Raw genomic sequence first — 12,152 nt, 5'->3', positions numbered from 1 at the left:
ACATTGTAAACATTAAATAAATTAACAAATAAACCTTTTGAAACAGTCCTTTTTGTAATTTACTTATAATAAAAATAAATTAATTTGTTTATTTATAAATTATTTTTTGTAGTATTGTATCACTCTCACGCCAAAATAACTAATTAAAAACCAAACAGTATGAAACAAAGAGCTAAACTTTTAAAGAGTCTCCTTTTTATTTGGAGCATGTTGTTATTAAGTTGTCAGACAGACGAAACTCAGGAAATTTCCGGTGAAAATAATTCTGTTTCGCCTATAGTCAGCAAACCATTTACCGATTTTAAAAAACTTCCTGATTTACTTTCGGAAGCGCTCCCGGGCGACCTGCTTAGGGCAGCAAGAAACAGTAATCCTAACGCTGATTCTAACTATCAATTTGAAATCGACAGTACGTCTGTAACACAAATCACGAACAATGGCATTGAGTATTATACAATGGCTGTTACCCGTGAAACAACCGAAGAAGGAACATTTGAAAATCTTGTTGTTTTTAATATCGGAAATGAGAAAAAAGCAGTACTTATAAAATATAAGCCTGACGATTCTTACCTTTCCCGCTATAAGGCTGATCCTCAAACCCAGTTTACCGGTAAATTCAACATGACAGAGATAAGCAGGACTTCTTTTCTTTCCAGAAGTGCTACTGCAACTAAATGTTTTATAAGCACCCAACTATATTGTACCAATAATAACCCGCCAACCTTAGCCGGCCAGGGCTGTTATAAAAACAAAGACGGCGGAGCCCATGTGAAATCGGTAATATCAATTAATTGCTTCGAAGTGGTCATGAATAACCCTGAGCCCTATCTTGAGAACAAATTCGTTCTTGAACCCGTTACCGATGCCGGCGGTGGAAATCCTGACATTGCAATTCCTATAGCTACCCAACCGATTTTTCTCGGAAATATTCAATTTAATTTTATAAGACGTTTAACTCCGGAACAAAAAGACTGGTGGGACAGTCCTGCTAACAATAAAGCCGTAGTATCAATTCTTAACCATCTAAACCAAAACACATTTGACGGGACTATTAATCCCGAAGCAATGGTATTTGCCAAGAAATTAATTGATTATTCTATTGCAAACGGACTCTCATTCGAATTTGACGGCAGAATAGAACCGTCCGGTACCAGAACAATAAATAGCCTGGAAGAACTGGCTGAATCTTTAAACCAACTGGAAATAAATTCAGTTGAAATGGAACAGCAACCTAATATAAGCAATACTTTTTTAGGCAGCTACAAATTCAAAATCAATCTTTTTACAGGATTAAGATTGAATGTGAAATTTTCTGTTTCCAGACAACAACGACATACCGTTACCAATGTAACTTCTGAAGAATATGGTGCATCACTTGGAGAATGGAGCCAAAGCGACTATTTCGTTGATATACTGCCCAACGGAAACATTAAAGTTGAAGTTATCGGCTCTATGAAATATGATTATTCTATAGAAGGCTGGGGAATCAAAGTCTTCAAAGGAATACGTCTGACCTTAATCCTGAATCCGATGGATGCCACTATCGTAAGCTCATCATGGCGTTACAATTAACATTAAAAATCCAACTATGAAACAACAGGTCTTTGAAACAGAAACAGTATACAATCTGCCTTTTATTTTAGGCACTTTGTGGGAAGTAATCAGCCTTCTTTTTCTTGCCGTAATTATTTATTTTATAATAAAACTGTATCGGAAATTAATTAAGTTTTTAGATAGAAACACTCCTGATTAATCAATTATACTTAACTAAAAACGGCGGGAAATTCCCGTCGTTTTTTATTTAACTCTCTCACTTTAATCACTTTCTGTTGCGATTTTGTATAAATAAAAATAAAATTTATTACTTTAGAAAGGTAAATCATTGATTTTCAAATCTAAACAGCAACACTTAACAACAGAGATATGAAAACTTTTCTATTTACTTTATTCGCAACAGCAATTGCCCCTTTTGCTTTTGCACAAGAGCCGGACAAGGCGTTGATTCGTGTAAGATATGCCTTTTCACATGTACGGGATACTACAAACAGGGAAAATTATTATCGGGAAAACATGATGCTGATAGCCGGTAAAAATGCTTCTGTATATTTAAGTTATGATAAAATAATACAGGATATAGAAGCCAAAGAAGTGTTTGAAAAACAAAAACGTCAGCAGGCTAATGTAGAAACTCCCACATTTGTTTCTCCGCCCAAAAAAAGACAATTCAATAGCATGGAGATTTTCTATTTTGCCAATCGGCATAAGTTTATAATAAAAGAACAATTGGTGGCCTTTTATCTTACAGAAGAAAAAGTAGAAAAAATCGACTGGAAAATCTCAACCGATACCCGTATTATTGAAGGCCTGAATTGCAAAAAAGCAACAGGCTATTTTAGAGGCAGGAACTGGACAGCCTGGTTTGCGGAAGAGTTACCTTTTTCAACCGGGCCATGGAAACTGGTAGGATTGCCCGGACTAATTGTTGAAGCTTATGATGAGGATGCAGAGGTGAGTTTTATCTTTTTAGGATTGGAGAAAATTGACGAAAAGGCAAAACCGGTTCGAAACCCATCAAATGATTATACCATCAGAAAAATAGGAAGCAGCAATGTCCTTTCAGAAACTGAAATTCAATTGCCTCCGGATGCTATTAAAGCAACTCCGGAAGAAATAAAGAAATTAAAGGAAACCCGCGATAAGGACCCAAAGAAATTCCTGCAAACCCAAATGGAATTAGTAGGACTTGGCAGCCTCAAACAAATTTCGCCTGGCAAAAACACTGGCATTCCTGCACAAATGCCCGTATTTAACAATCCGATAGAGCGTCCAAAATCTCTACATCCTTACCCATGATGATTTTTGATGGAATGGCTACAATGAAAACAATAGTTCTTCTCCTACTTTTATTTTCATGCTCCAATCTTGCTGCTCAAGACCTGAGCAACGTACTCTTGTATGAACAGCGTTTTTTTGACAGTGACACCTGCTGCTGGAGAAAACTTGCCAATACTAAAGAATATGAAAAAGCGGGCAATATGATTGTTTCGTATCTTAAAAACAATAAAACCCATACTAACAGTCAATCCTTACAATGGCATGCCGGGCAAATGTTTGCAAAGGCGCAAAATGATAAACAGGCCATATTTTATTTTAAAAAAACCTATAACTTTTTATACCGGTTGTTTGGAGGTGACGAGGGAAAAGCATGGTATTTCTATGCAAAGGGAACTGTTGCTTTTATAAAACGGGATAAAGAAAAACTACAAAAGATGATACAGGAATGGGATAAAAATCTTCCAAAAGACAGGAATTATGATGCCTTAGTACAGCTTTATGAAAATTGGGATAAAAAATATTTAGAGGCGACGGAGTGATGAAGTTATAAAGTTGGAAAGTCATAAAGTCATAAAGTTGCAAGGTTAGATGGCTGAAAGTAGTATTTACGATACACATTCCTATCTGATAATTTTAGGATTTTACAGCCAATAATTTGCCTTATATTTGTGAGAAAGCAAAATTATAACTGATGAAAAACACTTTCTTAAAACAATCAATCTTATTATTTTTTATGCTATTTGCTGTTGCTTCATTTGGACAGGAAGGCAAGAAAAACCAAAAAGCAGTTATCAAAACCAGTATTCATTGCGACCATTGTAAGGAATGTGAAACCTGCGGGTCAAAATTTCAATCCAATATGCTAAAGATAAAAGGCGTACGAATGTATGAACTGGATGAAAAAAACAGTACACTTACGGTGTATTATAATGCTACAAAAACGGATTTACAGACTATTAAAACGGCCATCTCTAAATTAGGCTATGATGCAGACGATATCAAAGCTGATGCAGTTGCTTATGAAAGCTTAGACAATTGCTGTAAAAAAGCTTAACAAACTTAGTATGGATACAAAAAACAAAGAACATTGGGAGGCCGTCTATCAGAATAAAGGCCCGGAAGAAGTAAGCTGGACACAAGAAATTCCAAAAACTTCATTGAATTTTATCCATTCTTTTAATTTAAATAAATCCGCTAAAATCATTGATATTGGCGGTGGCGATAGCAAATTGGTTGACTTTTTACTCGATGAAGGTTTTGAAAATATCAGCGTACTGGACATTTCTGCAAAAGCACTGGAAAAAGCAAAATTACGTTTGGGGAATAGGTCAGAAAAAGTAAACTGGATTGTAAGCGACATATTGGATTTTAAACCCGATACTACCTTTGATGTGTGGCATGACAGGGCTGCATTTCATTTCCTCAATACAAAAGAACAGGTAGGAAAGTATATCGAAATCGCCCAAAGTGCCGTTTCCGGATACCTTACAATTGGTACTTTTTCTGAAAACGGACCAAAAAAATGCAGTGGCCTTGATATAAAACAATATAGTGAAGAAACCCTGCATGCTGTATTAGAAAACAGATTTGAAAAATTACACTGTATTTACGAAGACCACAAAACACCTTTTAATACTACACAAAATTTCTTATTCTGTAGTTTTAAGAGAAATAGGAATTGAGTATGACAGCGAAACCAGATAATATAGACGAGTATATTGCGACTTTCCCACATGACGTACAAAAGATTCTGGAAGAAGTTCGCTCCACCATACAAAAGGCTGCCCCTGAAGCCACCGAAGCGATTAAATATGCTATTCCTACTTTTGTACTAAATGGTAATCTTGTGCATTTTGCTGCTTTTAAAAACCATATTGGTTTCTATCCGGCACCGGAAGGTATGGAAGAATTTGACAGAGAACTCACTGCTTACAAAAAAGGGAAAGGTTCTGTACAGTTTCCTTTTGATCAACCCATACCACTCGACTTGATTGCAAGAATCACCGCATTTAGAGTAAAACAGAATTCTGAAAAAAAGAAATAATATAATGATGCAATTCCAGACGCTTGAAAAAAGCAGTACAGAAGAAATTCTGGAAGTTTTCAATAGTTCATTTTCAGATTATATTGTTCCTTTTCGGCTGACCTTACCACAATTAGAAGGGAAAATCACCAATGACAGTGTTCGTCTGGAATTGTCTGTCGGAGCTTTTGAAGCCGGCAAATTAGTCGGGTTTATACTCCATGGTTATGATAAGATTAATGGGGAAACTGTGGTTTACAATGCCGGAACGGGAATCATACCTGAAAAAAGAGGAAATGGACTCACTGCCCAACTTTACGAATATATTCTCCCTTTTCTAAAGACTGAAAATACAGACATTGTCAGACTTGAGGTACTTACGGAAAATATTCCCGCGCTAAAAACCTATGAAAAAACAGGTTTTAAGATAGTCCGAAATCTCGATTGTTATAAAACATCACTACAAATAGAAGGTCAAGACAAAGACTATGACATTAGAGAGCTAAAATCGTTTGACTGGCAAAACATGAGACTGTTTTGGGATTGGGAACCTTCATGGCAAAATTTAATCACTGCAGTAGAAAATTTAAAAGAATCCAATCATTCGGTTGGAATTTTTGACGAGGAACAATTACTCGGTTATCTGATTTATAATCCTGCTGCGAAAAGAGTACAGCAGTTTGCTATTAAAAAAGAATTCCGTAGAAAAGGATTGGCAGGGCAGCTTTTCGGCTATATTGCTTCTAATTTTGGTAACGAAATAGCATTAATCAATATCGATGGTAATTCTAAAGAAACCGCGGCTTTTTTGGAATCTTTGGGATTCGAAAAATTTATAAGCCAATATGAAATGGAATTAAAATTAGATGGCTTGCGGGAAGTTTATACAGGATAGTAAAGTTTAGTATTTCTATTGGAAACGAGGAAAATAAACTTATTGAAATAAAAAAACTCCCGAACAGCGGGAGTTTTTTATACTAGGACTTTGATTAATATTCAAAAGTTCCGAATTCACTTTTTATTGTCAGCTTCTTGTTTTCTGAGGCTTCAACCCTACCTACAATCTGCGCTTCTATGTTAAACGACCCGGAAATTGCTATGATTTCATTGGCTATTTCCTGTGGCACGTAGATTTCCATCCTGTGTCCGCAATTGAATACCTGATACATTTCTTTCCAGTCTGTCTTTGATTGTTCCTGAATAAGCCTGAAAAGTGGCGGTATCGGGAATAAATTGTCTTTTATCACATGTACGTTATCAACAAAATGTAAAACTTTGGTCTGAGCACCTCCGCTGCAATGAACCATTCCGTGGATTTGTTCAGGAGAATAGGTATCCAGGATTTTTTTGATAACAGGCGCATAGGTTCTTGTTGGAGAAAGTACCAGTTTTCCGGCATCAATTGGAGCGCCTTTAACTTCGTCTGTTAGTTTCACATTACCGGAATATACCAAATCTGCCGGTACAGAAGCGTCAAAACTTTCAGGATATTTCTGAGCAAGATAGTTATGGAATACATCATGACGCGCTGATGTCAATCCGTTACTGCCCATTCCTCCGTTATACGATTTTTCATAAGTTGCCTGACCAAAAGAAGCCAAACCAACAATCACATCGCCTGGTTTGATATTGGCATTATCAACTACTTTATCTCTTCTAATTCTTGCCGTTACGGTAGAATCGACAATTATGGTACGTACCAAATCACCTACATCTGCCGTTTCGCCACCTGTTGAATGAATGGTAACACCAAAAGATTTTAACTCTTCAATAAGTTCTTCAGTTCCGTTAATGATGGCAGAAATTACTTCGGCCGGAATGAGGTTTTTGTTCCTCCCAATAGTGGAAGACAGCAATATATTGTCTGTAGCGCCAACGCACAACAAATCGTCAATATTCATAATGAGGGCATCTTGAGAAATGCCTTTCCAAACAGACAAATCGCCCGTTTCTTTCCAGTACAAATAAGCTAAAGATGATTTTGTTCCTGCTCCGTCTGCATGCATAATGAGGCAGTAGTCTTCGTCATTGGTTAAGTAATCCGGAACAATTTTGCAGAAAGCTTTTGGAAATAATCCTTTGTCTATGTTTTTAATTGCGTTATGGACATCTTCTTTTGAAGCAGAAACTCCTCGCAAATTATAGCGTTTGCTGGTATCAGAACTCATAAAAATAGGTTGTGTTGTTGTGCCGCAAAGATAATCAGTTTTTTTGAGTTTCAATTGGCAGACAGTCATAGATTTTCAAGCTACCTGCTTTTGCAAAACATGGGCTAATTCTCTATGATTTCAATTTCAACACGTCGGTTTGCAGCCCTTTCTTCCTCACTTTTTTCCGGAATGGCAAAAAGCGGTTCGGTTACTCCAAATCCTTTATAGGTCACCCTATCTTTATCAATTCCGTTCATTTCCAAGAATCTGGCAATGGCTTTGGCTCTTTTGGTCGAAAGGTCCTGTTTGTCGTTTTGCATACAGCAAATATGCCCCTGAATCTGTATTTTCATCTGCGGATTTCTTTTCATGACTTCCAGCAATTCATACATTTTGGGTCTTGAGTCATTAGTAATAGCAAATGTGTTCAACTGAAAATTAAGGTTCTCCAGTTTTATTTTTTCGCCGGGTTTTGCAACCGTCAGTTTTTCCATAAAGGCAACATCAAAAACCAATTCACTGGTAGTGCCATTAGGATTCTGTAGGGTCATCTTTTGCGGATATTTAGGCATTTCCCTCTGTTTTTTCACCACGGGTTCTTCCTTAATTCCAAGAATTTCGTTTTCTCGTGGCAGGTCTTTAGCCAAAAGGAAATAAATGGTAACCTTTCTGTTTTCGGATTTTATTTTTGATTGCCTGTGTCTTTCTCCAAAGCTTCTGGTCTTGAAATCATCCCTGATTTTAAGTTTTCCGTTTATTACGCCATAAATAAAATCGACTCTTTTTTGCGCAAGCGTGTCGTTAAAAGCTGTGGTTCCGTCTTCATCAGTATAACCATTGATTGCTACAATTTTGACCTCTTTATTGGTATTGATAAAATTTTGCAGCCTTTCGTTTTCCTGTTTTTTGAGTTCATATTTATTACTGTCAAAATAGACTGAAAATTCTTCCTGTGCCTGTGCTACTAACGAAAAAAATAAAAAAAAGATATATAGAGCCGTATTTTTCATGGACTGGAGTTTATAAATAAAAACGAAGTAACAAATTATTTATTACATAGGAAAATCTGCCGGAACATCCAATATTGCTACTTACTGTCAAGTATTACAATCTCTACTCTCCTGTTTTCATTGCGCTCCTGCTCATTCCTTTCCGGTATCTGGTGAATGGGCCTTGAACTGCCAAATCCTTTATATTGCAGCCTGTCTTTACTGATGCCGTTTTCAATCAGGAAATTATAAATTGCCCTTGCCCTTATGGTGGCGATGTTTTCTAAATCTGTTCCCAACTGACAGCATATATGCCCTTGTATTTCTATTTTCAAATCGGGTCTTTCAACCATTACACTTAGCAATTCCTTTAATATAGGTTCAGATGATGGCACTATAACTCCGGAACGGTTGTAAAAATTAAGATTTTTTAGCGTGAACTTATCACCGGTTTTTAAGTTTTTTGTTTCTTCTGAAAGATTCTCTTTTGCAACGGGCTCTTCTTTTTTAGCCGGAATAGTATAATAAACTACTGCTTTACGGTTGGCTGATGCCAAACCAGGCTGGGTCAACCGTTTTCCAAAACCTTTTATTTCAGCTTTCCCGCTTATTTTTATATTGCTACTTTTAAGTTTTTCCAAAACATAATTAGCCCGTTTTACAGAAAGCACATCATTATACTCCAGACTGCCAACCGAGTCGCAATAGCCATAAATTTTTTCAACTTCTGCTGTAGGATTATCACTTATCCATTCTTGCAATTTGGTCGTTGAGGCGGTATTCGTTTCTGAAATATCAAAATCAAAAAACACTTGGAATTGTTGTTCCTGAGCATATAGGAGTACAGAAAACAATAAGAGGAAAGTTGTGGTAAATTTTTGCTTCACGTTATATTTTTTTAAATTAAACGGAAGATTCAGAATTTTATTACGATTAAATAAAAAGTGAGACAGCTTTCGCTATCTCACCAGTTTTAGAATTAATTTGCTGGGAAAAATTAGAATTTAGGTTCACCCGGTAAAGGGCTTGTATTTCAAACTCAAATCCTAAAGCAAATTAAAATATTTATTTACGATGGGGGTAAATAAATAAGTATAAGTACAAAACTTATGGGGTAAAGTTCTATCGAACGAACTCTTATTTTCATCACTAATTTAAGTTAAAACAGTATAGTTTTTCAGAATTTTGGCGGATAATCGATTAAATGCAATATTCTTAGCCAAAACACTTTACCTACTTATTTTACTCCCAATCCGGCATTGAGGCATTCGTAAATAGCGTGGTCCTTGAGGCTACTATGCCAATCAGGTATTTCTGTATATTCCTCGCACTAATAAAATCATTTGAGGTGTTTACAAAAATTACTTCCGCTTCATTAGGCGAATATCTGGCATCAATGTCTACCGTTCCGGCCGGTTTTTCGGTATTGATTTCTGCGGTTGTATTGGTACTGAAAGTATGCTGGAAAATTCGCGTATCCAATTGCCTGTAGTCCGGATTTTCAAAACCGGAAATATCCCGGGTAAAAAGTAATTTTTGTCCTGTGATTGAAAAATTAAGACTTCCAACAGCTCCATTCACTCCCGAAATAACCAGGTCTGTAATGCTACCTTCGGACGTAATCACATATATTTCGGCATTATAACCGCTGGCATCATTAACCTTTAAGGCAATTTTTGAGCCATCATAACTCCAATCACATTCTGAAATAAATTTACCATTTGGCGTATGGAAGATTTCAGTCAGCCCGCTCCCATTACTGTTTATCCTATACAGTTTGTCAAAACTCGGATAGATAATCTGACTACCGCTGGTGTTCCATGAAAAATTGATAAACTCAGGATTAAATCCTGCAACGGGCACTGAATTTGTCACTTTGAATACTCCCGAACCATCCGGATTCATGATATAAATATGGTTTTGGGCTCCGTTGGAACGGATAAAAGCTATTTTATTCGATTGGTTGTTTTTTCTGGGTCTCCAGCTATTGGTTTCTGAACTCGTCAGTTGTATCTGATTGCCGGAATTGTCACCTGCATATATAACATTATTCTCGCTAAGCTTTTTGACAAAGAGGAAACGGGTATCCGGAAAAGAAGTTGTCGTGAATGTTCGTACCGTACTCATAACAGGAGCATTTACTCCGTCAGAAGCTGAAACCTGCCAAAAATATTTGGTTCCGAAAGCAAGATTTTGCAAAGTAAAAGTTGGCGTACTGATATCCGAATAAACTACCACATCATCTGTAGCATCGTTTCTGAGTATGACTTCATAGGTGAGCGAATCCTGTTCAGGGTCTGTAGCCGTCCAGGTCAAAACAACCTGGCGGTTCTGGTTGACCGCATTGTCAGCCGGAAGTGTTAATGTTGGAGCAATGGGCGGGCGGTTGCCGCTCGTGGAGACAGACAATTCAAAAACGATTTCTGTTGTACTATTGTTCACAACATTTGCTGCTTCAAACTTGGTCAGATAGCCGTCTTTTTGAGCCTGAAAAGAATATTGGCCTACTACAACTTTAGGAACTGTAAACCTTCCGTCTTCATCTGTAAAAACAATACTTGATGTTGGATTGGAGAAAACTTTTGCATTCGCCAAAGGCTCAAACGTATTGGCTACGACTACTCTTCCTGTAACGGTTCCGAAATCTTCTCCATCGACTTTTTCCTCACTGCACGATAGCAGCAGAAGCAAAAGAACAAATCCTGATTTTATAAGAATATTTTTCATGACTTTAAAGATTAAAAATTATTGCTTCAGCGGATTTTGGGCTTCTTCAATGATGTATTTCTCATAGATTTTCTGATTTTTTCTTGGGAAATAATATGTCAGCCCTAACCCAAACCGGAAATAATAATCATCGCGCACGCCTCTTTCCAAATAATCTATAGTGTCGCTAAAGTTGAGATTGTGTTCGGCATACACTTTTATTCCGATTGTTTTGGAAGCCAGATATTCCAGTCCGGCACCGTATTGCACTTTTGCATGCGTATTTTCGAAAAGACGGTTGGCTCCAAATCCGACACCTCCAAAAACATACGGACTCAGTTGTTCTTTAGGCAGTAAAATCAGTTCGGCATTCAGGTCAAAAGTCAGATAGCCTACATCCAGACGGTCTTTGTTTGCCAGGTTAATAACATTTGTGGAACCGCTAAGGTTAAAACCCGGAGTGAAAAAATATTTCAATGCCCCACGACCCATCGGACGAAGTAATGATTTGTCATAATCGCCATCAATAAGCGTGGCTCCTCCCGCTAATTCTATCGCAAACCGTGACCTTCTTTCTGTTTTGTATCTTCCGTAGATTCCGGTAGCATCTGCCACTTCTTTTTCCATTTCATATTTTGAAATAAGCGAATCTACTTCTTCTTTACTGGCATCTGCTTCCCAAATTTTATCCTGAATTCCTTCCAGTACCAAAGACTGTACTGCTTTTTCAATAGCTTCTGTCACAGCCATCTGTACAGGTTCGTTTGTAGAATATCCTGTTTCGACTTCGAGCAATCTTTTAAATTTGACATATCTGAAAAAGCTCTGGTCAATGGCCTGCGACAAAATAGTCTTGGAAACATATACTGATTTCAGGATTTTTCCGCTTGCCGTAGAAATCATCCTAAGGTAAATGGTCACACGGTCCTGCCTGTATTTTGTAGAACCTCCTACTCCAAAATATCTTGCCCCGAAACCTCCCGTTATGATGTTCGTATCATAGGAAACAATACCTCCTTCTAACAAAACTCCTGCATACAAAAGCGGCGTTAGCTGTTCTGTTGAATTTGGATTTTTAGAATATTCCTGCCTCGTAGAGCGAATCAGGTTTCTTTCCTGCAAAAGATTTCCAATGTTTTCGCGCTCAATCGGAACAAACCATTTGGAATCTTCCAAAGCCTTGATTAATATAGAGGTCGCTCCCTGAGTTACGGCAGTACTGAAGGTACTTCCGTTATCCGAAGCTTTATATTGTCCTGTTTGGTCCCTAAATTTATAAATCCCAACTACCACGGGTTCTTTAGGTTTTGGCAATTCCCTTAAAAGTGTTGTTGCCGAGGTGATTTCTCCCAACGATGCTTTTTCAATCTTCAATGGCTGATTGTAATAAGCGCCACATCCGGAGAGCAACAGCATCAGGACTATCGCAAAGTAATATCTGATCTGCAT

13 protein-coding genes are annotated in these 12,152 nt (G+C 37.3%); 8 read left to right on the top strand and 5 right to left on the bottom strand.

What is annotated here, in order from left to right; all coding sequences use genetic code 11:
- Positions 1-159: 159 nt before the first annotated feature.
- From B0G92_RS07935 to B0G92_RS07905, 8 genes are all read left to right on the top strand, one after another.
- A complete protein-coding gene (locus B0G92_RS07935; protein ID WP_143395004.1) occupies positions 160-1,572 on the top strand; it encodes a hypothetical protein in 1,413 nt (470 codons plus the stop codon).
- Positions 1,573-1,588: 16 nt separating this feature from the next.
- Positions 1,589-1,753 (top strand): hypothetical protein, encoded by a 165-nt coding sequence (locus B0G92_RS16670; protein WP_180326415.1) that lies wholly within the window; start codon positions 1,589-1,591, stop codon positions 1,751-1,753.
- A 170-nt stretch (positions 1,754-1,923) separates the two neighbouring features.
- A complete protein-coding gene (locus B0G92_RS07930; protein WP_101471710.1) occupies positions 1,924-2,853 on the top strand; it encodes a GLPGLI family protein in 930 nt (309 codons plus the stop codon).
- The gene (locus B0G92_RS07925) at positions 2,850-3,374 is read left to right on the top strand and encodes a hypothetical protein (RefSeq protein ID WP_101471709.1); all 525 of its coding nucleotides are present in this window, start codon (positions 2,850-2,852) and stop codon (positions 3,372-3,374) included. Before B0G92_RS07930 ends, B0G92_RS07925 begins: the two co-directional genes overlap by 4 nt.
- Positions 3,375-3,526: 152 nt before the next feature.
- Complete coding sequence (locus B0G92_RS07920) at positions 3,527-3,889, top strand: heavy-metal-associated domain-containing protein (RefSeq protein WP_101471708.1); 363 nt, start codon at positions 3,527-3,529, stop codon at positions 3,887-3,889.
- Between the two features lie 10 nt (positions 3,890-3,899).
- Complete coding sequence (locus tag B0G92_RS07915; RefSeq protein WP_101471707.1) at positions 3,900-4,517, top strand: class I SAM-dependent methyltransferase; 618 nt, start codon at positions 3,900-3,902, stop codon at positions 4,515-4,517.
- Between the two features lie 2 nt (positions 4,518-4,519).
- The gene (locus B0G92_RS07910) at positions 4,520-4,879 is read left to right on the top strand and encodes an iron chaperone (protein ID WP_101471706.1); all 360 of its coding nucleotides are present in this window, start codon (positions 4,520-4,522) and stop codon (positions 4,877-4,879) included.
- A gap of 4 nt (positions 4,880-4,883) precedes the next feature.
- Positions 4,884-5,753, top strand: coding sequence for a GNAT family N-acetyltransferase (locus tag B0G92_RS07905; RefSeq protein ID WP_101471705.1), 870 nt, complete (start codon positions 4,884-4,886; stop codon positions 5,751-5,753).
- Between the two features lie 94 nt (positions 5,754-5,847).
- On the opposite strand, the gene B0G92_RS07900 is transcribed toward B0G92_RS07905, so the two are convergent.
- From B0G92_RS07900 to B0G92_RS07880, 5 genes are all read right to left on the bottom strand, one after another.
- Positions 5,848-7,026 (bottom strand): AIR synthase related protein, encoded by a 1,179-nt coding sequence (locus B0G92_RS07900; protein ID WP_101472053.1) that lies wholly within the window; start codon positions 7,024-7,026, stop codon positions 5,848-5,850.
- A gap of 104 nt (positions 7,027-7,130) precedes the next feature.
- Entirely contained in the window at positions 7,131-8,018 is an 888-nt protein-coding gene (locus B0G92_RS07895) for an OmpA family protein (protein ID WP_101471704.1), read from the bottom strand.
- Positions 8,019-8,095: 77 nt separating this feature from the next.
- The gene (locus tag B0G92_RS07890; protein ID WP_101471703.1) at positions 8,096-8,884 is read right to left on the bottom strand and encodes an OmpA family protein; all 789 of its coding nucleotides are present in this window, start codon (positions 8,882-8,884) and stop codon (positions 8,096-8,098) included.
- Between the two features lie 355 nt (positions 8,885-9,239).
- Positions 9,240-10,724 carry a carboxypeptidase regulatory-like domain-containing protein gene (locus tag B0G92_RS07885; RefSeq protein ID WP_101471702.1) on the bottom strand — a complete coding sequence of 495 codons (1,485 nt, stop codon included), beginning with the start codon at positions 10,722-10,724 and terminating at the stop codon, positions 9,240-9,242.
- Positions 10,725-10,742: 18 nt separating this feature from the next.
- Positions 10,743-12,152 (bottom strand): CsgG/HfaB family protein, encoded by a 1,410-nt coding sequence (locus B0G92_RS07880; RefSeq protein WP_101471701.1) that lies wholly within the window; start codon positions 12,150-12,152, stop codon positions 10,743-10,745.

Origin of the sequence: Flavobacterium lindanitolerans, from assembly GCF_002846575.1 — a bacterium.
Classification (GTDB): Bacteria; Bacteroidota; Bacteroidia; order Flavobacteriales; family Flavobacteriaceae; genus Flavobacterium; species Flavobacterium lindanitolerans.
Note: the sequence above shows the minus strand (reverse complement) of the source record. Positions and strands in the feature narration are given on the sequence as shown.

What these genes read in the sequence shown, in the direction of transcription:
- B0G92_RS07935 (WP_143395004.1), top strand. Translation starts at nt 160, where the DNA reads ATGAAACAAAGAGCTAAACTTTTAAAGAGTCTCCTTTTTATTTGGAGC.
- B0G92_RS16670 (WP_180326415.1), top strand. Translation starts at nt 1,589, where the DNA reads ATGAAACAACAGGTCTTTGAAACAGAAACAGTATACAATCTGCCTTTT.
- B0G92_RS07930 (WP_101471710.1), top strand. Translation starts at nt 1,924, where the DNA reads ATGAAAACTTTTCTATTTACTTTATTCGCAACAGCAATTGCCCCTTTT.
- B0G92_RS07925 (WP_101471709.1), top strand. Translation starts at nt 2,850, where the DNA reads ATGATGATTTTTGATGGAATGGCTACAATGAAAACAATAGTTCTTCTC.
- B0G92_RS07920 (WP_101471708.1), top strand. Translation starts at nt 3,527, where the DNA reads ATGAAAAACACTTTCTTAAAACAATCAATCTTATTATTTTTTATGCTA.
- B0G92_RS07915 (WP_101471707.1), top strand. Translation starts at nt 3,900, where the DNA reads ATGGATACAAAAAACAAAGAACATTGGGAGGCCGTCTATCAGAATAAA.
- B0G92_RS07910 (WP_101471706.1), top strand. Translation starts at nt 4,520, where the DNA reads ATGACAGCGAAACCAGATAATATAGACGAGTATATTGCGACTTTCCCA.
- B0G92_RS07905 (WP_101471705.1), top strand. Translation starts at nt 4,884, where the DNA reads ATGATGCAATTCCAGACGCTTGAAAAAAGCAGTACAGAAGAAATTCTG.
- B0G92_RS07900 (WP_101472053.1), bottom strand. Translation starts at nt 7,026, where the DNA reads ATGAGTTCTGATACCAGCAAACGCTATAATTTGCGAGGAGTTTCTGCT.
- B0G92_RS07895 (WP_101471704.1), bottom strand. Translation starts at nt 8,018, where the DNA reads ATGAAAAATACGGCTCTATATATCTTTTTTTTATTTTTTTCGTTAGTA.
- B0G92_RS07885 (WP_101471702.1), bottom strand. Translation starts at nt 10,724, where the DNA reads ATGAAAAATATTCTTATAAAATCAGGATTTGTTCTTTTGCTTCTGCTG.
- B0G92_RS07880 (WP_101471701.1), bottom strand. Translation starts at nt 12,152, where the DNA reads ATGCAGATCAGATATTACTTTGCGATAGTCCTGATGCTGTTGCTCTCC.